Genomic DNA, 22703 nt, shown 5'->3' with positions numbered 1-22703 from the left:
CCTGCGGCTGGGTGGCTCCAGCGTCCGTGGAGGTCGAGGACGGCGAACGGGCTCATGCCTCGATGGAGCCCGGCGCCCATCAGGCGGCTGGTGTCCTGCTCAGGCGACGAGCCGCGTGTACCGCTGGCGTGCGGCCTCGCCGCTGGTGCCGACGAACGTCCCGATGCTCGCCCAGGACATCCCCGCTCGCCGGGCGGTGCGGACGGCCTCGATGACGTGTCGCTCGGCCGCCGACTGCTCGGCCACGGCATTTCGCAATTCGGTGACGGCCTGGACGTCGAGCTCGTCGCCCGGGCGGGGCTCGTACCCCTCGAACCGGACGGCGAGCTCGTCCGCGTGGGCCAGGATCTCCTCGACGGAGCGGGGCATGGTGATCACCTCAGGAACTTCTCGCGGGCGCGCATCGCGTGGACGATGACGACGGCGGTGCTGCCCCTGGATGTAGCTCACATCGAGGATGATCGCGGCCCGGTTGGTGCCGATGATCATCGTGAAGCCGTCACCGAGGTCCCATGCGCGGATCGGGGTTGCGATAGGCGTGCAGGATCTCGTCCTCGTGGAGCCCGTGCTTGAGCGCTGAGCGGGCGATGATGGGCTCGTCCACACCTCCAAGTTAGCTTGCAAGTGGCTGGATAGGGAGCCGTCACCAGAGGGGCCATGCTCGTCTAGGTCTGCGGCGCAGGCGTCGTGGCCGTCGTGAGTGCGCGTTGCTGAGTTCGCCGACCACCCTCACTGCCCTCGCCAGCGCACCGGTTCGTGACCGGATCCGCACGGACGCCGTGTATTATCGTTTTTCGATAACATCGACTATCGATAAGGAGGCATGATGTTCGCGAAGGCTCCAAAGGCCCAGCTGTCCAACTTCACGGGTGGCATCTTCTGTGCCGGCGCAGCGCTGGCAGCCCTCGAGTGGTTCAAGCCTCTGTGGACCCTGGTCAAGGAGCAGCGCATGACCATCACGTTGCGACCCGCCGCATCCGGGGGAGTGATCGACGGGAAGGCGGCGATTCAGGACGCATCGCTGACCGCGCTGGTTGATGCGGCGCGCACCGGTGCGGGATGGGTGGCCCTGTACGCCCTCAGTGCCACTCTGTTGGCGGTGGGGATCGCAGCGTTGGTCGTCGGATACGCAAGTTTTATTCTGGCCGCCGGTCGGGAGGCGACGGTCTCCCGTCGTTGGAGCCTGGCCATCACCGCCTCGGGGCTGGTGGCAGTCATCTCCGTGCTTGCCGGGAGCTGGATGTTCGCTTGGGTGGAGAGCCACCTCGTCCAGGATCTTGGTTTGGCGAGGAGCGGCTACGATGCATTTGTCCAGTCACCGTTCATCCCGGTCATCGCCGCCTCTGTGTTGATCCTGGTCGGCCTGCAGGCCTCCCGGACCCGGGAGCTGGAAGATGAGACGGCGGGGCTCGTGTGAGCCCTTCATCGGAATCCGGCCACCGTGTCCGTTGCCACCTCGGCCCGCTCCTGGAGGCCAAGGGCATGACGTTGACCGAGCTGTCCCGGCGGACGGGGATCACGATGGCCAATCTGTCCATCCTGAAGAACAACAAGGCCAAGGCTGCGCGCTTCTCCAGCCTCACCGCCATCTGCGACGCCCTGGACTGCACTCCCGGTGAGCTGTTCACGATCGATCCCCGGTGACGGCCATGGCGAGGGGCGCAGGTCTGGCAGCCACGTACCTTGAGCCCATGGATGCGTCCCGCAGGCCTCTGCGATCCGACGACGCACCCGAGGTGCTGAGCGCCTTTCTCTCCGCGGACGACATGGCACGTCAGGGCGACGTCCATGACGAGGCTTCGGGGAAGCGTTCCGGGTTGGATGCCGCTCCGGTTTGAGTCCGGAAGGATGCACCCATGCCCAAGAAGTTCGACCCTGAGGTCAAGGCCCGCGCGATCCGCATGACGCTGGATCGTCTGCCGCAGGAGGGATCCATCAGCAAGGCTGTGCTGCTGGTGGCCCCGCAGGTGGGGGTGAGCCCCGAGACCCTGCGCCGCTGGGTGTCCCAGCACCAGGTCGACACCGGCCAGAAGGACGGTCCGACCACCCAGGATCTCGAGGAGCTCCGTCGGCTGCGCACCGAGGTCAAACGCCTCCGAGAGGACAACGAGATCCTGCGCAAGGCATCGATTCTCTTCGCGGGGGAGCTCGACCCCCGCAGCCGATGATCATGGACTTCATCACCCAGATGCGCGCCGAGGGTCACGCGATCTGTGTCGGTCTGCCGGGTCCTCACCCACCAGGGGTGCCCGGTGTCCGCGCGGACCTACCGGGCCTGGCGCCACCGCACCACCCCGAGCGCCAGGGGACGTGGCGGACGCGGTGCTGCTCAACCTCCTGCACGACCTGCAGGACACACCCGAGGGCCTGTACGGCAGGCGGAAGATGACGGCCTACCTGCGCCGGCAGGGATACGACGTCGGGTACGGCCGGGTCCACCGGTTGATGGGCATCGCGGGCATGAACGGGGTCCGCCGCGGGCGCACGGTACGCACCACGATTCCCGCCAAGGACGGGATCCGCGCCGGGGACCTGTTGGACCGGGACTTCGCCGCGGCCGCCCCGGACACCAAGTGGGTCTGCGACTTTCCCCCGCAAGCGGGAGGTGCCCCCACCTATGTCCGCACCCGGGCGGGCTTCGTCTACGTCGCGTTCGTCCTGGACTGCTTCGCCCGCGGCGATCGTGGCCTGGAACGCCTCGACGTCCAAGACGACCCCACTGGTCCTGACACCCCTGCGAATGGCGCTGTGGGAGCGCGACCGGTCCGGCACGCCCGTCCCACCCGGTCAGCTCATCTGCCACGCGGACGCCGGCTCGCAGTACACCAGCGTCCGGTTCACCGAGCACCTCGCCCTGGAGGGGATCCGCCCCTCGATCGGGACCGTGGCCGATGCCTACGACAACTCCCTGATGGAGTCCACGATCGGCCTGTACAAGACCGAGTGCATCGCCACAAACGGGCTCTTCACAGTTGAGGGTGTAGTGCGGGCTGGCGCGTCGGTGCGGGGGTGGGCGTCGAGGTCTTCCGAAGATGGAGGTTCCTACACGCAGCCATCCGAAAGACCTCGACGTTGTCTGACGCTACCTTCACGCGCCCTGACCTGACCACTTTCACGGGCCTGGACGCCCTTGGCCTGGAAGCCACGGGCCAGCGCCTGGAATCTGATCGTGCCGTGCTCGCGTGCCGGGTGATCGAGCCGGATGACTGGTGCCGGCGGTGCGGCTGCCAGGGCACTCCTCGCGACACCGTCACCAGGGAGCTGGCGCACGAACCGTTCGGGTGGCGCCCCACCACGCTGCTGGTCACTGTGCGCCGGTACCGGTGCGACGACTGCGGTCACGTGTGGCGTCAGGACACCACCGCCGCGGCGCAGCCCCGCGCCAAGATCTCCCGCGCCGGGCTGCGGTGGGGCCTGGTCGGCATCGTGATCGGCCACCTGTCCATGGCCCGTATCGCCGAAGGACTCGGGGTGTCGTGGAACACCGCTAACGACGCCGTCCTGGCCGAAGGACAACGGCTGCTCATCGACGACCCGACCCGACTGGACGGCGTGGCCGTGGTCGGGGTCGACGAGCACGTGTGGCGCCACACCCGCAAGGGCGACAAGTACGTCACCGTGATCATCGACCTCACCGGTGTCCGCGACGGCACCGGACCCTGAAGCGTCCTGGGTTTCGTTCCGACCTACTTCCTCAAGGAGGATCGGATCATGCCCCAGAAGTACAGCCCCGAGTTCAAGGCTCGTGCCCTGACGCTCATCGAAGAACGCGTCCGTGTCGAGCAGTGCTCCGGCTGGGTTGCCTGCACCGCCGTCGGCGAAGCTCTCGGCGGGATCTCACCCCACACGCTGCGGAACTGGTGGAAGCAGGACCGCATCGACCAGGGCGAGGCTCCAGGGTTGAGCACCGCTGAGGCCGAGGAGATCACCAACCTGCGCAGGGAGAACCTCGAGCTGCGACGTGCGAACGAGATCCTGCGTAAGGCCTCGGCTTTCTTCGCAGCGGAGCTCGACCGCCCCACGACGAGATGATCAGGTTCGTCGACGAGCACCGCGACCAGTACGGGGTCGAGGCCATCTGCCGCATCCTCGGCGCGACAAAGTGTGGGTTCATCACCTCCCGTGGCTACCGGGCCGCGAAGACCCGGCCCGCGTCCGCGCGGGCTCTGCGAGATGATCTCCTGCTCGAGGAGATCCGGCGGATCCACGCGCAGAACTACAGCGTGTACGGAGTGCGCAAGATGCACCACGCGATGGCCAGGGCGGGCTGGGACATCGGCCGGGACCAGACAGGCCGGCTCATGAAAACCGCTGGGCTGGAAGGTGTCCGCCGTGGACGCAAGCCGATCACCACCCGGCCAGCCGCCGCGTCGGATGCCCGCCCCGACCTCGTGGAACGTCGCTTCGCCGCACAGAGGCCGAACCAGCTCTGGGTCGCTGACATCACCTACGTGCGGATCCCGACCGGGTTCTGCTACGTCGCGTTCATCACCGACGTGTACTCCCGAAAGATCGTGGGGTGGGCGGTCTCGTCGAGCCTCCACACTGCGGGGTTGCCGCTCCTGGCCCTGGAGCACGCGCTGCTGAGCACCGGCGCAAGCCGGGGCCGGAAGGGCTTGATCCACCACAGCGACAGGGGCTCTCAGTACGTCAGCTTGGCCTACTCCGACGCGCTCATCACAGCCGGGGTGAGCGCGTCGGTGGGCACCGTGGGCGACTCCTACGACAACGCCCTCGCCGAGACCGTGAACGGCCTCTACAAGGCTGAACTCATCCACTCCAAGCGGCTCTGGGAGTCGACCGAGGCGGTCGAGCTGGCCACCATGGGGTGGGTCCACTGGTGGAACACGCAGCGTCTCCACGAGGCCCTCGGCTACGCCACCCCGACCGAGGTCGAGGCGGCCTACACTCATGGCCACGACGTAGCGCCCGTTGCGTCCTGACCCCGGAACGAAACCCAGGGCGCTTCAGTTCGGGCCGGCTGCGGTGAAGTCTCGTTCGACCAGGTCGTCGTGGACCGGCGGGCCGGGCTTCTTCCACCGCCCCCGGGTGCGGGAGTGGGCGGACACGATCTTGGCCTGGGAGCAGGTTTTCCATACGCGGCGTTCGGACACGGTGTGTCCGGCCTCGGCGAGCTCATCGGCGATGAACCGGTACCCGAACCCGGGGTCGTCGGCGTGGATCTCGTAGGTGGCGTTCATTGCGTAGGCGTCGACCAGGCCCCGTTCGCTGACCGGGCTGGCGCACCAGGCGTAGAAGGCCTGAGTGGAGAACCCCAGCACCCGGCAGGTCACCGTGACGGGGATCCCGTCGGCGGCAAGGTCACCGACCAGCGGGTAGGTCATTTTGGGCACTGGCCCAGCTTCAGGTTCGCCTGGGACAGGTAGGCCGCTGCGCGGCGTAGTACCTCGTTCTCCTGTTCCAGCAACCGGATCTTTCTCCTCGCCTCGCGCAGCTCGGCGTTCTCGGCGGCTGTCACACCGGGCCGGGTGCCGTCTTCGACGCCGGCCCGGCGAAGCCAGTTCCGCAGGCACGACTCGGAGATCCCAAAATCTCTTGCGATCTGCGCGATCGGAGCATCACCACGGCGGGCGACCGCGACGACGTCGTCGCGGAACTCCTTGGGATGGGGTGCAGGCATGTCGACATCCTTCCAGCAGGGACTCCACGTCCCCACAGATCAGCTGTCAACCAAACCTTCAGCAGTCCCCGACACCGGTGATGAGTGTCTACACGACACCCTCTGTGCCCCACCTCACACCCCCCGGGGAATGAACCATGCCTTCCGCAGGTTGAGCACATCAGACGCAACTTTGGTGAGCGCCACTTTGACCACCTGGTCGAGCGCTCCGCAGAGTTGCCCGCAGCAATCACCCGCGACACGCAGGAGGTTCCCTCATGGGACGCGCAATCGGCATCGACCTCGGTACCACCAACTCCGCCATGGCCATCCTCGACGGTGGCGAGCCGGAGATCATCGCGAACGCCGAGGGCGGCCGCACCACCCCGTCGGTCGTCTCGTTCTCCAAGAACGGCGAGGTCCTGGTCGGTGAGGTGGCCAAGCGCCAGGCCGTCACCAACGTCGACCGCACCATCCGCTCGGTGAAGCGCCACATGGGCACCGACTGGACCACCGAGATCGACGACAAGAAGTACACCGCGCAGGAGATCAGCGCCCGCACGCTCATGAAGCTCAAGCGCGACGCCGAGGCCTACCTGGGCGAGGAGGTGACCGACGCGGTCATCACCGTGCCGGCCTACTTCGACGACGCCGAGCGCCAGTCCACCAAGGAGGCCGGTGAGATCGCCGGTCTGAACGTGCAGCGCATCATCAACGAGCCCACCGCCGCCGCGCTGGCCTACGGCCTGGACAAGGGCAAGGAGGACGAGCTCATTCTCGTCTTCGACCTCGGTGGCGGTACCTTCGACGTCTCCCTGCTCGAGGTGAGCAAGGACCCCGAGGACGGCTTCTCCACCATCCAGGTGCGTGCCACCTCCGGTGACAACAAGCTCGGTGGTGACGACTGGGACGACGCGATCGTCCAGCACCTGCTCACCAGCGTGAAGAACAACACCGGCGTGGACCTAGCGAACGACAAGATCGCCATGCAGCGTCTGCGCGACGCCGCCGAGCAGGCCAAGAAGGAGCTCTCCAGCTCCACCTCCACCTCCATCAACCTGCAGTACCTGTCGATGGGGGAGAACGGCCCGATCCACCTTGACGAGTCGCTGAGCCGCACCCAGTTCGAGCAGATGACCGACAAGCTGCTCGACCGCACCAAGCAGCCCTTCGAGGCCGTCATGAAGGACGCCGGCGTCAAGGTCGACGACATCGACCACGTCGTGCTCGTGGGTGGCTCCACCCGCATGCCGGCCGTCGCCGAGCTGGTCAAGAAGCTCACCGGCAAGGAGCCCAACAAGGGTGTGAACCCGGACGAGGTCGTGGCCGCCGGTGCCGCCGTGCAGGCTGGTGTGCTGAAGGGTGACCGCAAGGACGTCCTGCTCATCGACGTCACCCCGCTGTCCCTGGGCATCGAGACCAAGGGCGGCCTGATGACCAAGCTCATCGAGCGCAACACGGCCATCCCGACCAAGCGCTCCGAGGTGTTCACCACCGCCGAGGACAACCAGCCGGCCGTCGGCATCCAGGTGTTCCAGGGTGAGCGCGAGCTGGCCCGCGACAACAAGCCGCTGGGCAACTTCGAGCTCACCGGCATCGCCCCGGCCCCCCGTGGCGTGCCGCAGATCGAGGTCACCTTCGACATCGACGCCAACGGCATCGTGCACGTGTCCGCCAAGGACCGCGGCACCGGCCAGGAGCAGTCGATGACCATCTCCGGTGGCTCGGCCCTGGACAAGGACGACATCGAGCGCATGGTGAAGGACGCCGAGGAGCACGCCGCCGAGGACGCCAAGCGTCGCGAGGCCGCTGAGGCCCGCAACCAGGCCGAGCAGGTCTCCTACTCCACCGAGAAGTTCATCTCCGACAACGGCGACAAGCTGCCCGAGTCCGAGAAGGGCGAGGTGGACAGCGCCCTGGCCCAGCTCAAGGAGCTGCTGGCCAAGGAGGACGCCGACGTCGAGGATCTGAAGGCCGCCACCTCCAAGGTGTCCGAGGCCAGCCAGAAGATGGGCGCGGCCATGTACGCCCAGTCCGAGGGTGAGGGCGCCGGCGCCCAGGCCGGTGGCGAGCAGGCCGCCGGTGACGCCGGGTCCGCCGACGACGACGTGGTGGACGCCGAGGTCGTCGAGGACGACGACAACTCGTCCAAGTGATCCACCGCGGGTGGGGCGGCCTGTCCGCCCCACCCGCCTCACCGCGGTGAGCCGTGGTTGATGCCGTGAGCCCTCGGGGGCGGGATCCCCGCCCCCGAGGGCGCTGACCCAGGAGGTGGCCGATGGCCGACCAGGACAAGAACCCCCAGAACCCCGACGCCCCCGAGCGCGACGGCGTCTCCCAGCCCGGATCGGTGAAGGACGCCCCGACCCCGCAGGACACCGCGGACGCCGAGCAGGCCGTCACCGAGACGACCGCCGAGCCGCAGGGCGCGGCCACCGGTGAGCAGGACGCCACCGACCATCCGGCCGAGGAGGCCGACGCGCCGCACCCGGACACGCTGCTGGCCGCCCAGCGCCTGGAGGACCTGCGCCGTGCGCAGGCCGACCACGTGAACTACCGCAACCGCATGGAGCGGGAGCGCGCCAAGGACAAGGACGCGACCATCGGCAGCGTCGTCGAGGCGCTCATCCCGGTGCTCGACGACGTGCACATGGCGCGTGAGCACGGGGAGCTCGAGGACGGCCCGATGGCCGCCATCGCCACCAAGCTCGAGACCACGCTGGAGCGTTTCGGTGTGCGCAAGCTGGGCGAGGCCGGTGAGGAGTTCGACCCGAACGTGCATGAGGCCCTCATGCACACCGAGGCCGAGCTCCCGGAGGGCGCCACCGCCACCACCGTGGTGCAGGTGATGCAGCCTGGCTTCGCCGTCGGCGAGCGCGTCGTGCGCGCCGCCCGCGTCGCCGTGGCCGACCCGGCCTGATCCCCACCGGGGTCAGGCCCCAGAACCGATCTCGCGAGGAGGCGTGATGGCGAGCCAGGACTGGTTCGAGAAGGATTTCTACAAGACCCTGGGCGTCTCGCCCGATGCCGACGACGCCGAGATCAAGAAGGCCTACCGCAAGCTGGCACGGGCCAACCACCCCGACCAGCACCCCGGTGACGAGGCGGCCGAGCAGCGGTTCAAGGACATCGGCGAGGCCTACCAGGTGCTCTCCGACGCCGAGAGCCGCAAGGAGTACGACGCCGTCCGGCAGATGGCCGCCGGCGGTGCCCGCTTCACTGCGGGTGCCGGCGGCCCCGGTGGCGGCGCAGGTGGGTTCGAGGACCTGTTCTCCGCCTTCGGCGGTGGCGGCCCCGGCGGGCAGCGGGTGCGCTACAGCACCGGTGGCCCCGGCGGCCAGCAGATGGGCGGCGAGGACCTCGAGGACATCCTGCGCATGTTCGGCGCCGCCGGTGGTGGCGGCGGCTTCGGTGGTGCGGGGGGCGGTTTCGGTGGTCAGCCCGGTTTCGGTCCGGGTGGGCCCGGCCCCCGCCAGGCGCCCCCGCAGCGGGGCGAGAACCTGGACGCCCAGGTGACGGTCGGCTTCCACCAGGCGATGACTGGCGACAAGGCCACCGTGCGCCAGGCCGACGGGCAGACGACCACCATCAAGGTGCCGGCGGGCGTGAAGGACGGGCAGAGGATCCGCCTCAAGGGCCGGGGCCACCGCAGCCCCAACGGCGGACCGGCCGGTGACCTGATGATCACCGTGCACGTCCGGCCGCACGAGGTGTACCGGCGCGAGGGCGACGACCTCGTGCTCGACCTGCCGGTCACCTTCGCCGAGGCGGCCCTGGGCGCCGTGGTCAGCGTGCCCACCTGGGACGGTGACGCGGTCAAGGTGAAGGTCGCCCCCGGCACGCCGTCGGGCCGCCGCCTGCGCCTCCGCGGACGGGGCGCGCCCACCAAGAACGGTGCCGGTGACCTGCTGGCCGAGGTGCACGTCACGGTCCCGACCGACCTGACCGACGCCCAGCGCGAGGCCGTCGAGACCCTTCGCGCGGCCGACGAGTCCGACCCGCGGGCCGACCTCGCGACCCGCGCGGCGTCATGACCCGTCGACCGGGCGCGGCTGCAGGGGGCGGGCGTGACCGTTCCCCCGACACGCGCCCGGTCTACGTCATCTCCGTGGCGGCCGAGCTGACGGGCATGCACGCCCAGACGCTGCGGCAGTACGACCGGATGGGGCTCGTCTCGCCCTCGCGGGCAGCCGGCGGCGGTCGGCGCTACTCCGAGGCCGACGTGGAGCAGCTCCGCGAGGTGCAGCGCCTCTCCAGCCAGGAGGGCGTCTCGCTGGCGGGCATCCGCCGCATCATGGAGCTCACCCGCCTGAACGAGGAGATGGCCGCGCAGCTGGCCGAGATGGAGGCCGAGCTGCAGCAGGCCCGGGCGGTGCTCGAGGCGGGGCAGCGGGTCTTCGCCGCCGGCCGCCGGGGTGGTGCGGAGGCCGTGCGGCAGGGCCGGAGGCCGACACGCCCGGTCGCCAGTCGCGAGCTCACGCTCTGGCGCCCGCCGCGCGACCGCTGAACCCGTTCAGATGCCGAAGGCGCGTACCTCGCGGTTCCGTCCCACGCTGGACACCTCCGGGTCGGCCTCCAGCCGGGCCACCTGCTCCGGCGTGAGGTCGGCCGAGAAGCCGCCGATCGTCTGGAAGACGCTCCGGACCTCCACCCCCTCGGCACACATCCGCTCGACGGTGCGCTCGGTGTGCGCGCGGGTAACTGCCTTGCCGGCATCGGTGCCCAGGCCGCCGGCCTCCTCCACCTCGGGTGACTGGTGGAGCATCACCACGTAGGTGGCGTTCTCGTCCTGCTGGGGCGTGGGCTGCATCCCGGTTCTCCGTCCGCTGGGGTGGCGCAGGTGCCTCGGGGCACCGGCGTGGCGTCAGTCTGCCGGTCCGGTCCGACAACGGGGAAGGGCCCCGGCCACTGGGTGTGGTCGGGGCCCTTCGGGGTGGTGTGGGCTGTGGGCCCGCACCGGGTGTGTCAGTTGATGCCGAGGATGGTCTTGAGCTGGTTCTCGACGTTGGTCGACACGGCGGCGGTGCCACCGAAGATGGTGTTGTGGTCGGTGGGGTTGTTCTTGACGTACTCGGCCACGGTGCCCGGGAGGCTGGCCTGGCGGGTCAGCAGCAGGGGGCTGTCCCACGCGGCGGCGACCGCGCCACCGGTCAGGGAGTCGGGGTAGTCCTCGCCGGTGGCGAAGTAGGTGGTCTCGTGGTCGCCGAACTGGCTGGCGATCGCGACGCTGGTGGCGTAGCGGTCGGCACCGGAGACGCGCTCGGTGGCGCCGAGCTTCTGGGCGGCGGCCTCGGAGACGGCGTTCTTGCCGCCGAGGACGACGACCTTCTTGGCGCCGACGGCCTGGGCGGCCTCGATGGTGGTGGCCGAGGGGTTGTTCGGGTCGGTCAGCAGGACCGGGACGTCCTGGGAGCCGGCCAGGGCCGAGCCGGCCAGGGCGTCGGCGTAGGCGCGGTCCTCACCGGAGGCGACGTAGAGGGTGTCGATGCCGGTGCCGAACGACTTGGCGACGTTGGCGCTGGTCTCGTAGCGGTCCTCACCGCCGATGCGCTCGACGGTGATGCCCATGGCCTTGAGCTCGGCCTCGACGCCGGCGGAGACGGCGTTCTTGCCGCCGACCACGACGACCTTCTTGGCGCCGGTGTTCTGCAGGGCCTCGCGGGTCACCTTCGGCAGGCTGTCCTGGCGGGTCAGCAGGATCGGAAGGTCCTCGGGCATGGACTGGGTGTTGCCCGAGGCGGACTTCACGCCGGAGGCGGCGGCGGTGCTGCCGGTCAGGGCGTCGGGGTAGTCCTCGCCGGAGGCCAGGTACACGGTGTCGGTCTGGGCGCCCTCGGTGAGGCGGGCCGCGGTGGCGTAGCGGTCAGCGCCCGAGAGACGGGTCAGGCTGCGGTCGGGGTCCGGCTCCTCGGTGACGGCGCCGCGAGCGACGACGGGGACGCGGACGTCGGCCTGGCCCTCGGCGGAGTAGGTGATCCAGCCGTGCTGCCACTCGTTCTCGGGGGCGCCGGTGTTGGCCACGGTGATCTCGGTCTCGGCGGTCTGGCCCTGGGCGACGGTGACGTCGGGGGCGTCGACCTTGAGGGTCTCGGGGCCCTCGTAGGTGGCCTTCCAGGTGACCTCGCCCTCGGCGGTGCCGGTGAGCTTGCGGGTGACGGCGGTAGGGGCGTCGGCCTTGAGCTGACCGATCACGACCGCGGCGTTGTTCATCTGGTGGCCCTCGGCCGGGTTGGCGAGGAAAGCGTCCCAGTCCGCTGCACCGGAGTCGAACACGACACCGGGGTTCAGGACGTTCTTGCCGTTCAGGAAGCCCGAGCCACCGTTGAACGGGATGTTGCTGTCCTCGCCGGCGTAGGGGGTGGTCGTCGTCTGGAGCGCGGATCGGACGGCCATCGGCGACCAGTCCGGGCGGGCGCCGACTACTGCCGCTGCCACACCCGACACGTGCGGGGTGGCCATGGAGGTGCCGGAGTTGAAGCCCCAGCTGTCGTCACCGTCGGCCGCGAGCACGTTCAGACCCGGGGCGCCGATGTCGGGCTTGAGCAGGTTCTGCTCCTCGGGGGCGACGTTGACCGGGCCGCGCTGGGAGAAGCCGGTGATCGACGGCACCGGGCCGTCGTCCGTGTCCTCCTCGTGGTGGGAGGCCGCACCGACCGTGGCCGCCCACGGCATGCCGTTGCTCACCGGGTACGGCTCCTCTGCCACCGGCCCGTCGTTGCCCGCCGCCGCGGCCACGAATACGCCGGCGTCGGCGGCACGGCGGAAGGCCTCGTCCCCGGGGGTGTTGGAGTAGGCGGGGTCGTCGGCGGACCCGAGAGAGGCGTTGATGACGTCGACGCCGTCCTTCACGGCGGCGTCGATCGAGGCCACCAGGTCCTCCTCGAAGCAGCCGACGGTGTCACCGTCGGAGCCCGTGTACTGCCAGCACGCCTTGTAGGCCGAGACATGGGCGCCGGGAGCCATACCGGCGATCGCGAAGTCCTCCTGGCCGTTGGAGAGAGCGACCTCGCGGCCGGCCGCCGTGCTCCCCGTGTGGGATCCGTGACCGTCGACGTCGTACGGGCTGTCGGACTCGTACTCGGCGAGAGGGAACTCGGACTTGACGCCGGCGTTCATGGCCCGGGCACCGATGACCTTGTTCGAGCAGTCTGCCGCACTCCACCGAGCGGCGTCGGCGCCCTCGTCGCAGGAACCCTGCCAGCCGGACGGGGCGTCGGGCATGCCCTCGCCCGAGAAGGAGTCGTTCTTGGGGGTGATGCCGGTGTCGATGACGCCGACGACGACGCCCTTGCCAGCGTTCATGGGGCCCCCGACCTGCTCCCAGAGGCCGCCTTCGCCGCGCATGTCGAGGACGTCGACCGACTCGTGGGTCGAAGGACGGACCTTGCCCGAGGCGAGCTTGAACGGGTTCTGCGGAGCGGCGTCGGCCAGCTCCCGGACGCCCGCCTGCGTCACGCTGGCGACGTCACCGCGGGCGCGGAGGGTCTCGACCTGGTCCTGGGTCAGGGACGCGGAGAACCCGTTGAGCACCGTCGCGTACTGGTATGTGGGATCGGCCGCGACCGCGGCGATGGCCCCCTCCTGCGAGGCTAGCACCGACTGCTCCATGGTCTTGGCAGCGGAGGAGCCGGCCGCGTACGCCGTGCCCTGCTGCTCGACGACCGAGGGGGCCTGCATGGTGACGATGTAGCGCTCTGCCCCGTCCTTGGTGGTGGGCGCGGCGTCCTTCTTGGTGGTGGTCTCCGGTGCCGGTGCCGGTGCGTCGGCGCCGGTGGCGGTCGGGACCATGCCCAGCGACAGGCCCATCACGCCAAGGGCGCTCAGGGTGCGGCGGGATGCAGTGTTCAGCATTGTTCTTCTCCCCATGTGTGTCGTGCGGGCACGACCTTCACCACCGGCGACGTGTGTGCCGGCCCGGTCATCAGAGGGCGGTCCCCCCCGGCCCGTCCGAGCAGGCTACGTGGGGGGCGTGAGGTTGGGGTGACGAGAGGGTGAACCGGGAGAGGCCGGTTCCGCAGCGACAGCAGTCTGACATTCGCGTTGTGACCGGGCACGGGGAAGGCCCCGGCCACTGGGTGTGGTCGGGGCCCTTCGGGGTGGTGTGGGCTGTGGGCCCGCACCGGGTGTGTCAGTTGATGCCGAGGATGGTCTTGAGCTGGTTCTCGACGTTGGTCGACACGGCGGCGGTGCCACCGAAGATGGTGTTGTGGTCGGTGGGGTTGTTCTTGACGTACTCGGCCACGGTGCCCGGGAGGCTGGCCTGGCGGGTCAGCAGCAGGGGGCTGTCCCACGCGGCGGCGACCGCGCCACCGGTCAGGGAGTCGGGGTAGTCCTCGCCGGTGGCGAAGTAGGTGGTCTCGTGGTCGCCGAACTGGCTGGCGATCGCGACGCTGGTGGCGTAGCGGTCGGCACCGGAGACGCGCTCGGTGGCGCCGAGCTTCTGGGCGGCGGCCTCGGAGACGGCGTTCTTGCCGCCGAGGACGACGACCTTCTTGGCGCCGACGGCCTGGGCGGCCTCGATGGTGGTGGCCGAGGGGTTGTTCGGGTCGGTCAGCAGGACCGGGACGTCCTGGGAGCCGGCCAGGGCCGAGCCGGCCAGGGCGTCGGCGTAGGCGCGGTCCTCACCGGAGGCGACGTAGAGGGTGTCGATGCCGGTGCCGAACGACTTGGCGACGTTGGCGCTGGTCTCGTAGCGGTCCTCACCGCCGATGCGCTCGACGGTGATGCCCATGGCCTTGAGCTCGGCCTCGACGCCGGCGGAGACGGCGTTCTTGCCGCCGACCACGACGACCTTCTTGGCGCCGGTGTTCTGCAGGGCCTCGCGGGTCACCTTCGGCAGGCTGTCCTGGCGGGTCAGCAGGATCGGAAGGTCCTCGGGCATGGACTGGGTGTTGCCCGAGGCGGACTTCACGCCGGAGGCGGCGGCGGTGCTGCCGGTCAGGGCGTCGGGGTAGTCCTCGCCGGAGGCCAGGTACACGGTGTCGATCTGGGCGCCCTCGGTGAGGCGGGCCGCGGTGGCGTAGCGGTCAGCGCCCGAGAGACGGGTCAGGCTGCGGTCGGGGTCCGGCTCCTCGCCGCCGAGGAGCTCGGTGGTGTTGAGCAGCAGGTTCGGCGAGCCGTTGAGGTTGCCGGTGATCTTGTCCTGGGTGGCGGTCGAGGTGATGGCCTCGGTGACTTCCTCGACGGTGGCGTCGGGGTTCTTCTCCAGGAACAGCGAGACGGCGCCCGCCACGTGCGGGGCAGCCATCGACGTGCCGTCCATGGGGACGAAGCCGTCGTTGGTGAAGGCGTCGGCGGAGACGATGCCCGAGCCGGGGGCCAGCACGTCCACGCAGGAGCCGTAGTTCGAGTAGTCCGCGAAGGAGTCGTCCTCGTTGGTGGCACCGACGGTGATCGCCTCGGGGGAGTTGGCCGGGGAGTGGTTGCAGGCGTCCTCGGCGTCGTTGCCCGCCGCCACGACGGTCACGATGCCGGCGTCCTTCAGGCGGCCGATCGACGTGTCGTACAGCGCGTCGACCTCGGGGACGCTCGGGCCGCCCAGGCTCATGTTGATGACGGACGGGCCAGAGGCGTTCTGCAGGACCCAGTCCATGCTGCCGAGGATGTCCTCGTCCCAGCCGCCGGAACCGTCGCAGTAGAACACCTTCAGGGGCTCGATCTTGGCGCCCTTGGCGACACCGGACTCGGTGCCGGTGACGGTGCCGGCCACGTGGGTGCCGTGACCGCCGCAGTCCGTGGTGCCCTGACCGTCGTCCTGGGGGGTGAAGCCCTCTCCGACGCGGCCGGTGAAGTCCTGGTGCTCGCGGTTGATGCCGGAGTCGATGACGTAGGCGGTGGTCCCCTCGCCGGTGGCCTGGTACGTGAAGGTGTCGTCCAGGGGGAGGTCGGTCTGGTCGATGCGGTCCAGACCCCACGACTGGGGGGAGTCCTGCTGCTCCAGGAGCTTCTTCTGGCCGTTCTTGCCGACGGCAGCGATGGTCGGGTCGGCCTTGAGCTGCTCGGCCTGGGCGGGGGTGAGCTTGGCCGTGAAGCCGCCGAGGGTCTCGTAGGTGGAGGTGACCTTGATGCCCTGGGCCTTGTAGGCCTGGACGGCCTTGGTGGTGTGGGCCTGGGCGGCCTTCTTGCCGGCCGTGGAGTCCAGGCCGCCGGCGGCGGCGACCTTGGCGGGCTGGTCGAGCAGCACGATGTACTCACCGGTCTCGCCCTGGCTGGCGGTCTTGGTGGTGTCCTGCTCGGCGGTCACCATGTCGGCGGCGGTGGCGGCCGGGACCATGCCCAGCGACAGGCCCAGGACGCCGAAGGCGCCCAGAGTGCGACGAGATGCAGAGTTCATCACAGCGTTTTCCCCATTCGTGTGTCATGACCATGAGTGCTCCGGGCGTCCCGGAAGGCCGCGCGAGAGCACTCACCCGGGTGAATCCACAACCGGGTGAGTGCAAGATAGGCATGTGATGTGACCCACTGCAATCCCCCTCCGGGGGGAGGAGACATCAGTTCTCGTAGCCGCGGACCACGGTGTCCTTGCTGACGTTCTTCACCGCCGGGTCGTCCTTGAGCTGCTGGACCTGCTCGGGCGTGAGCTCGGCCGAGAAGCCCCCGATGGTGGAGTAGGTGGACTTCACCTTCACGCCCTGATCGCGGAAGCGCTCGACGGTCTTCTCGGTGTGCTCGCGGGCGGCCTTCTTGCCGGCTTCGGTGCTCATGCCACCGGCCTCCTCGACGCTCTGCGGCTGCTCGAGCACCACGAGGTAGTCGTCGCGCTCCTGCTCCTCGGCAGGCGGCGGGTCAGTGGGGTCGTCGGGACGTCCGGGGTTATACGTGAAGCCTCCCCAGAAGAGGGCGGCGAGAAGACTGATCAGGGCCAGGAGCTGGCGGAGGATGGCGTGCACGGTGCTCTCCGTTCTGCGGGGTGCAGCGACCCGGAGCCGGTGCCCCGGCGAGCCCCCTCACGGTCAGTGTGCCCGGTGGGGGTGGAAAGGGGAAGGGCCCCGGCCACTGGGTGTGGTCGGGGCCCTTCGGGGTGGTGTGGGCTGTGGGCCCGCACCGGGTGTGTCAGTTGATGCCGAGGATGGTCTTGAGCTGGTTCTCGACGTTGGTCGACACGGCGGCGGTGCCACCGAAGATGGTGTTGTGGTCGGTGGGGTTGTTCTTGACGTACTCGGCCACGGTGCCCGGGAGGCTGGCCTGGCGGGTCAGCAGCAGGGGGCTGTCCCACGCGGCGGCGACCGCGCCACCGGTCAGGGAGTCGGGGTAGTCCTCGCCGGTGGCGAAGTAGGTGGTCTCGTGGTCGCCGAACTGGCTGGCGATCGCGACGCTGGTGGCGTAGCGGTCGGCACCGGAGACGCGCTCGGTGGCGCCGAGCTTCTGGGCGGCGGCCTCGGAGACGGCGTTCTTGCCGCCGAGGACGACGACCTTCTTGGCGCCGACGGCCTGGGCGGCCTCGATGGTGGTGGCCGAGGGGTTGTTCGGGTCGGTCAGCAGGACCGGGACGTCCTGGGAGCCGGCCAGGGCCGAGCCGGCCAGGGCGTCGGCGTAGGCGCGGTCCTCACCGGAGGCGACGTAGAGGGTGTCGATGCCGGTGCCGAACGACTTGGCGACGTTGGCGCTGGTCTCGTAGCGGTCCTCACCGCCGATGCGCTCGACGGTGATGCCCATGGCCTTGAGCTCGGCCTCGACGCCGGCGGAGACGGCGTTCTTGCCGCCGACCACGACGACCTTCTTGGCGCCGGTGTTCTGCAGGGCCTCGCGGGTCACCTTCGGCAGGCTGTCCTGGCGGGTCAGCAGGATCGGAAGGTCCTCGGGCATGGACTGGGTGTTGCCCGAGGCGGACTTCACGCCGGAGGCGGCGGCGGTGCTGCCGGTCAGGGCGTCGGGGTAGTCCTCGCCGGAGGCCAGGTACACGGTGTCGATCTGGGCGCCCTCGGTGAGGCGGGCCGCGGTGGCGTAGCGGTCAGCGCCCGAGAGACGGGTCAGGCTGCGGTCGGGGTCCGGCTCCTCGTCACCGACCAGGTTCTCGACGTTCAGGAGCAGGTTGGGCGACCCCTGCGTGTTCGACAGCTTGTCGACCGCAGCGGCGTCCTGGATGGCCTGGTAGACCTCGGCCGGCGCAGCGTCGGGGTTGGCCTCGAGGTACAGCGCTGCGGCGCCGGTCACGTGCGGGGCAGCCATCGACGTGCCACCCATCTCGGCGTAGGTGTCGTTCGCCTCGGGGAACGCGGAGTAGATCTGGTTACCGGGCGCGGTCATGTCGATGCAGGAGCCATAGTTGGTGCCCCACTCCGGGGTGTCGACCAGGGCGTCGTTCTCGTCCGAAGCGGCGACGTTCATGCCGGCCTTGCCGTTGCCGGGCCACCAGTTGCACGCGTCGTCGTTGTCGTTGCCCGCGGCCAGCACGGCGGAGACGCCGGCGTCCTCCATGCGGAGCAGAGCCTCGTCCAGGGCCGGCTGGCTGCCCGGCTCGACACCGCCCAGGCTCATGTTCACGACGGAGGGGCCCTTGGCGTTGGCGGTGATCCACTCCACGCCCTCCATGAACATGCCGGAGTCGCCGCTGCCCGCGCAGTCCAAGACGCGCACGGGCACGACACTGACGTCCTTGGCCACGCCGGTGCCGGTGCCGGCGACGGTGCCGGCCACGTGGGTGCCGTGACCGTTGCAGTCCTTGAAGCCGTCAGCGGTCTCACCCGTCACGTCGTGGCCGGGCTTGACCCGACCACCGAACTCCTGGTGGGTGGGCAGGATGCCGGTGTCCATGACGTAGGCCGTGACGCCGTTGCCGGTGGTCGGGTAGGCGTAGGACTTGTCCAGCGGGAGGTCCTGCTGGTCGATGCGGTCCAGCCCCCACGAGGGCGGGTTCGCCTGAGTGGCGGCGGGCTTGATCTTCTGGCTCTCGGCGACCTGGGCGATGGTCGGGTCGGCCTTGAGCTGCTCGGCCTGGGCGGGGGTGAGCTTGGCCGTGAAGCCGCCGAGGGTCTCGTAGGTGGAGGTGACCTTGATGCCCTGGGCCTTGTAGGCCTGGACGGCCTTGGTGGTGTGGGCCTGGGCGGCCTTCTTGCCGGCCGTGGAGTCCAGGCCGCCGGCGGCGGCGACCTTGGCGGGCTGGTCGAGCAGCACGATGTACTCACCGGTCTCGCCCTGGCTGGCGGTCTTGGTGGTGTCCTGCTCGGCGGTCACCATGTCGGCGGCGGTGGCGGCCGGGACCATGCCCAGCGACAGGCCCAGGACGCCGAAGGCGCCCAGAGTGCGACGAGATGCAGAGTTCATCACAGCGTTTTCCCCATTCGTGTGTCGTGACGGGCGACCTCTCCGCCGGCACCGCGGTGCAGGGGAAGGTCGACGGAGGATGGTCTACCCCCGGCCCGTTCGAACACCGTAGCGGGTGGCGAAATTCACCGCAAAGTCCTGGGTGAACGCGGAGTGAACGATTCTCGCTGCTGTGGTGCCGCTGCCCTGTCGGCTCGGACGATCGGGTGTCGACAGAGGGGTCCGACAGTGGGTTGAGCGGAATGGACTCAACTCTGAGAGTGTTGACGACAGCAGATGACAGGCGCTGCCGGACATGCTCCGGGGCGCACACCCGCGGTCCGCCGCCGAATCCGAGGAGTTCCATGGACCTTCAGCCCACCCACCTGGTGTCCGAGGTGCTGGCCGTCGCCCAGCGCGACGCCCAGAGTGCCGGACACGCCGAGATCACCCCCGAGCACATTGCCTCCGCGCTGGTGGCGGTCGGCGACGCAGCGGTGACCGCGCTGCTCCAGGCCGCCGGCACCAGCCCCGAGGCCGTCGACGCCGCAGCGCGCTCCGCCCTCGCCAAGCTGCCCACGGCTACCGGACAGACGCCACAGTTCAGGCAGCAGGCCCTTCGCGCCCTGCAGCAGGCACGCACCATCATGACTGCGCGCGGTGACACCCACCTCGCGGTCGACGTGCTGACGCTGGCCCTGGTGGAGACCGGCACGATCACCGGCGACGCGAAGGCCGTCGCCACCGAGCTCGACACCCTTCGCGAGGGGCAGAACGTGACCAGCGAGAACCCGCAGGGCGGGTCCGAGGCGCTGGAGGAGTACGGCACCGACCTGACGGCCGTGGCCCGCGAGGGGCGGCTGGACCCCGTAATCGGGCGCGACTCCGAGATCCGCCGCGTGGTGCAGGTGCTCTCGCGCCGCACGAAGAACAACCCCGTGCTCATCGGTGAGCCCGGCGTAGGCAAGACCGCCGTCGTGGAGGGGCTGGCCCAACGGATGGTCGACGGGGACGTGCCGGAGTCCCTGCGCGGCAAGCGGCTCATCAGCCTGGACCTGGGTGCGATGGTGGCCGGTGCCAAGTACCGCGGCGAGTTCGAGGAGCGACTGAAGGCCGTCCTGGAGGAGATCAAGGCCAGCAACGGGCAGATCGTCACCTTCATCGACGAGCTGCACACCGTGGTCGGCGCCGGCGGCACCGGGGACGGCTCCATGGACGCCGGCAACATGCTCAAGCCGATGCTGGCCCGTGGTGAGCTGCGCCTGGTGGGGGCGACGACCTTGGACGAATACCGGGAGAACATCGAGAAGGACGCCGCGCTGGAGCGTCGCTTCCAGCAGGTGTTCGTCGGCGAGCCGTCGGTGGTCGACACCATCGCCATCCTGCGTGGTCTGAAGGAGCGCTACGAGGCGCATCACAAGGTGACCATCGAGGACTCGGCCCTGGTCTCCGCGGCCAGCCTGAGCGACCGCTACATCACCCACCGGCAGCTGCCGGACAAGGCGATCGACCTCATCGACGAGGCCGCCAGCCGGCTGCGCATGGAGATCGACTCCTCCCCGGTGGAGATCGACACCCTGCGTCGCGCCGTGGACCGGCTGTCGATGGAGGAGATGCACCTGGCCGCCGAGACCGACGAGGCATCGGCCGAGCGGCTGGCTGCCCTGCGGGAGGAACTCGCCGCCAACCGGGAGGAGCTCTCCAGCCTGACCGCCCGGTGGGAGGCCGAGAAGCAGGGGCTGAACCGCGTCGGCGACCTCAAGGCGCGGCTTGACGAGGCCCGCACCCAGGCGGACCGGCTGCAGCGCGAGGGCGACTACGCCGGGGCCTCGAAGCTGCTCTACGGGGACGTCCCCGCGCTGCAGCAGGAGCTGGCCGAGGCCGAGGGGCGCGAGGCGGAGTCCGCCCGGGTCCCTGGTGAGGAGGTGCCGATGGTGTCCGACGCGGTGACCGCCGACGACATCGCCGAGGTGATCGCCAGCTGGACTGGGATCCCCGCCGGGCGACTGCTCGAGGGCGAGACCGAGAAGCTGCTGCGCATGGAGGACTTCCTCGGGGAGCGGCTGATCGGGCAGACCGAGGCGGTGCGGACGGTGTCCGACGCGGTGCGGCGTTCGCGCGCCGGCATCGCGGACCCGGACCGGCCGACCGGCTCGTTCCTGTTCCTGGGCCCGACGGGTGTCGGCAAGACGGAGTTGGCGAAGGCGCTGGCCGACTTCCTGTTCGACGACGAGCGGGCGATGGTCCGCATCGACATGTCGGAGTACTCCGAGCGCCACGCGGTGGCGCGGCTGGTTGGGGCACCTCCCGGCTACGTCGGTCACGACGAGGGCGGGCAGCTCACGGAGGCCGTGCGGCGGCGTCCGTACTCGGTGGTGCTGCTGGACGAGGTGGAGAAGGCCCACCCGGAGACCTTCGACATCCTGCTGCAGGTGCTGGACGACGGTCGGCTGACCGACGGTCAGGGGCGGACGGTGGACTTCCGCAACACCATCCTCATCATGACCTCGAACCTTGGTTCGCAGTTCCTGGTGGACCCGACGTTGGACGGTTCGGCCCGGCGGGAGTCGGTGATGGCCGCGGTGCGGGCGCACTTCAAGCCGGAGTTCCTGAACCGGCTGGACGACATGGTGGTGTTCGAGCCGCTGTCGCGCGACGAGCTGGCACGCATCGTGGACCTGCAGGTCGACGCCCTGGCGCGGCGGCTCGCGGACCGGCGGATCACGCTGGAGGTCACCGACGACGCGCGCTCGTGGCTGGCCGAGCAGGGGTACGACCCCGCGTTCGGTGCGCGGCCGCTGCGCCGGCTGGTGCAGACCGCCGTGGGGGACACGCTGGCGCGGTCGCTGCTGGCCGGGACCGTGCGTGACGGGCAGGAGGTCACGATCGACGTGGACCACGACGGGGCCACGGACGACGGGGCCGGTCGGGAGACCGGGCTGCGGGTGGTTCCGGCGGAGTGATCCCTGGGTGATGCTGCCCAGCCGAGATCCGCACCGGTGCTGAACTCGACAATCGAGTTCAGCACCGGTGCGGATCTCGGCTGGCGGTATCAGCCACCGGGTGCCGGGTGGCCCGCCAGTGCCCGCTCCAGGGCCTCGCGGAGGCGGGCCGGCCGGGTCAGGTCGCGGCTCGTGGCGCGGACCACCTTCCACCCGGCTGCCTCGTAGAGCCGAATGCGTTCGATGTCGTGCTGCCACTGCCGCCGGTCCGTGCGGTGATGGTCCCCCTCGTACTCCGCCACCACCTTGCGGGAGCGCCACACCAGGTCACTGCACCCGAGCCACTGCCCTTCCTCGTCGTGCACGTCGGCGTTCACCTCTGGTGTGGGAAGGCCCCACGACAACACGAGGTGACGCAGGTGCGATTCCTTCGGGGACCTGGCGGCCCCATCGGCCACGACGAGGGAGGCTCGGCCCCGGGAGGTGCCGCGGGCCCCGGGAGAGAGGCACTGGGCCAGGTCCGCTGCGGTGAGTCTGCCGGCCAGGGGACACGTCCGCCCGATCAGCCAGTCGGCCGCGGCCGTCAGGTCGTGGGCCTGGAGCAACGACGTGAGGCCCCTCCAGGTGGAGGTGAGTGATGCGCAGCGCACCCCGCCGACCTCGACCACGTCCAACCTGGCGTCCTGGTGGCCGCGCACGCCGCGACGCTGGGGAGCTCGGCGCGGTGGCCGTGTTGAGACGTGGACCGGCTCGTCACGGGTCCACTCGGTCGGCAGCGGGATGCCGTGGAAGCGTGCCGCCGTGATGTGGCTCGCCGCGAGATGCCCGGGCAGGACCGCCAGCACGGCACGGGTGGCCTCCGCCCCCTGAGTGTCTGCCGTGACCATGACCCCTTGGGT

General features: G+C 69.9%; 17 protein-coding genes, 2 pseudogenes and 1 other annotated feature. Of the genes and pseudogenes, 11 read left to right on the top strand and 8 right to left on the bottom strand.

The features are described from left to right. Window positions 1-99 precede the first annotated feature (99 nt). Window positions 100-369: a hypothetical protein gene (locus ACY8FT_RS07475; protein ID WP_462418260.1), complete on the bottom strand. Its 270-nt coding sequence runs from the start codon at window positions 367-369 to the stop codon at window positions 100-102. 454 nt (window positions 370-823) lie between these two features. On the opposite strand from ACY8FT_RS07475, the gene ACY8FT_RS07470 reads away from it, so the two are divergent. The 6 genes and pseudogenes from ACY8FT_RS07470 (at window position 824) to ACY8FT_RS07445 (ending at window position 4943) form a co-directional block, all read left to right on the top strand. Next, window positions 824-1417 carry a hypothetical protein gene (locus ACY8FT_RS07470; RefSeq protein ID WP_462418259.1) on the top strand — a complete coding sequence of 198 codons (594 nt, stop codon included), beginning with the start codon at window positions 824-826 and terminating at the stop codon, window positions 1415-1417. After that, the gene (locus tag ACY8FT_RS07465) at window positions 1414-1644 is read left to right on the top strand and encodes a helix-turn-helix domain-containing protein (RefSeq protein WP_462418258.1); all 231 of its coding nucleotides are present in this window, start codon (window positions 1414-1416) and stop codon (window positions 1642-1644) included. Before ACY8FT_RS07470 ends, ACY8FT_RS07465 begins: the two co-directional genes overlap by 4 nt. A gap of 212 nt (window positions 1645-1856) precedes the next feature. Further along, window positions 1857-2168, top strand: coding sequence for a transposase (locus tag ACY8FT_RS07460; RefSeq protein ID WP_462418257.1), 312 nt, complete (start codon window positions 1857-1859; stop codon window positions 2166-2168). Window positions 2169-2310: 142 nt separating this feature from the next. After that, a complete protein-coding gene (locus tag ACY8FT_RS07455) occupies window positions 2311-2976 on the top strand; it encodes an IS3 family transposase (protein ID WP_462418256.1) in 666 nt (221 codons plus the stop codon). 96 nt (window positions 2977-3072) lie between these two features. Beyond that, window positions 3073-3660, top strand: a pseudogene (locus tag ACY8FT_RS07450) (transposase); the annotation flags it as partial. Between the two features lie 51 nt (window positions 3661-3711). After that, window positions 3712-4943 (top strand): IS3 family transposase gene (locus tag ACY8FT_RS07445; RefSeq protein WP_462418255.1). Its coding sequence is split into 2 segments (ribosomal slippage): window positions 3712-4000 and window positions 4000-4943, totalling 1233 coding nucleotides; the frame shifts between segments, so codons are not numbered across the junction. Beyond that, window positions 3990-4092 (top strand) — a sequence feature (AL1L pseudoknot). Its footprint overlaps the gene before it by 103 nt. Before the next feature lie 27 nt (window positions 4944-4970). Here the strand turns inward: ACY8FT_RS07445 and ACY8FT_RS07440 are convergent. After that, window positions 4971-5641: pseudogene (locus ACY8FT_RS07440) on the bottom strand (transposase); the annotation flags it as partial. Window positions 5642-5898: 257 nt separating this feature from the next. Between ACY8FT_RS07440 and dnaK the strand changes: the two are divergent. The 4 genes from dnaK to ACY8FT_RS07420 all read left to right on the top strand — a co-directional run bounded on the left by dnaK (window position 5899) and on the right by ACY8FT_RS07420 (window position 10127). Next, the gene (gene dnaK, locus ACY8FT_RS07435) at window positions 5899-7776 is read left to right on the top strand and encodes a molecular chaperone DnaK (RefSeq protein ID WP_462418254.1); all 1878 of its coding nucleotides are present in this window, start codon (window positions 5899-5901) and stop codon (window positions 7774-7776) included. A 122-nt stretch (window positions 7777-7898) separates the two neighbouring features. Continuing rightward, the gene (locus ACY8FT_RS07430) at window positions 7899-8540 is read left to right on the top strand and encodes a nucleotide exchange factor GrpE (protein ID WP_462418253.1); all 642 of its coding nucleotides are present in this window, start codon (window positions 7899-7901) and stop codon (window positions 8538-8540) included. 46 nt (window positions 8541-8586) lie between these two features. Beyond that, the gene (locus tag ACY8FT_RS07425; protein ID WP_462418252.1) at window positions 8587-9654 is read left to right on the top strand and encodes a DnaJ C-terminal domain-containing protein; all 1068 of its coding nucleotides are present in this window, start codon (window positions 8587-8589) and stop codon (window positions 9652-9654) included. After that, complete coding sequence (locus tag ACY8FT_RS07420; protein WP_462418251.1) at window positions 9651-10127, top strand: heat shock protein transcriptional repressor HspR; 477 nt, start codon at window positions 9651-9653, stop codon at window positions 10125-10127. The genes ACY8FT_RS07425 and ACY8FT_RS07420 overlap by 4 nt, the downstream gene beginning before the upstream one ends. Before the next feature lie 6 nt (window positions 10128-10133). Here the strand turns inward: ACY8FT_RS07420 and ACY8FT_RS07415 are convergent, their stop codons facing one another. The 5 genes from ACY8FT_RS07415 to ACY8FT_RS07395 all read right to left on the bottom strand — a co-directional run bounded on the left by ACY8FT_RS07415 (window position 10134) and on the right by ACY8FT_RS07395 (window position 18883). After that, window positions 10134-10430 carry a protease inhibitor I9 family protein gene (locus tag ACY8FT_RS07415; RefSeq protein ID WP_462418250.1) on the bottom strand — a complete coding sequence of 99 codons (297 nt, stop codon included), beginning with the start codon at window positions 10428-10430 and terminating at the stop codon, window positions 10134-10136. A gap of 155 nt (window positions 10431-10585) precedes the next feature. Then, window positions 10586-13471, bottom strand: coding sequence for a cell wall-binding repeat-containing protein (locus ACY8FT_RS07410; protein ID WP_462418249.1), 2886 nt, complete (start codon window positions 13469-13471; stop codon window positions 10586-10588). A 277-nt stretch (window positions 13472-13748) separates the two neighbouring features. After that, complete coding sequence (locus ACY8FT_RS07405; protein ID WP_462418248.1) at window positions 13749-15953, bottom strand: cell wall-binding repeat-containing protein; 2205 nt, start codon at window positions 15951-15953, stop codon at window positions 13749-13751. A gap of 157 nt (window positions 15954-16110) precedes the next feature. Next, entirely contained in the window at window positions 16111-16509 is a 399-nt protein-coding gene (locus tag ACY8FT_RS07400; protein ID WP_462418247.1) for a protease inhibitor I9 family protein, read from the bottom strand. 163 nt (window positions 16510-16672) lie between these two features. Further along, window positions 16673-18883: a cell wall-binding repeat-containing protein gene (locus ACY8FT_RS07395; RefSeq protein WP_462418246.1), complete on the bottom strand. Its 2211-nt coding sequence runs from the start codon at window positions 18881-18883 to the stop codon at window positions 16673-16675. Between the two features lie 344 nt (window positions 18884-19227). Between ACY8FT_RS07395 and ACY8FT_RS07390 the strand changes: the two genes are divergently transcribed. After that, entirely contained in the window at window positions 19228-21825 is a 2598-nt protein-coding gene (locus ACY8FT_RS07390) for an ATP-dependent Clp protease ATP-binding subunit (RefSeq protein WP_462418245.1), read from the top strand. Between the two features lie 89 nt (window positions 21826-21914). Here ACY8FT_RS07390 and ACY8FT_RS07385 read toward each other — a convergent pair whose 3' ends face one another. Then, window positions 21915-22691: a hypothetical protein gene (locus ACY8FT_RS07385; RefSeq protein WP_462418244.1), complete on the bottom strand. Its 777-nt coding sequence runs from the start codon at window positions 22689-22691 to the stop codon at window positions 21915-21917. Window positions 22692-22703 lie beyond the last annotated feature (12 nt).

The sequence above is a fragment of the Kytococcus sp. Marseille-QA3725 genome (assembly GCF_054950055.1).
This window is presented reverse-complemented; position numbering and strand designations above follow the sequence as displayed.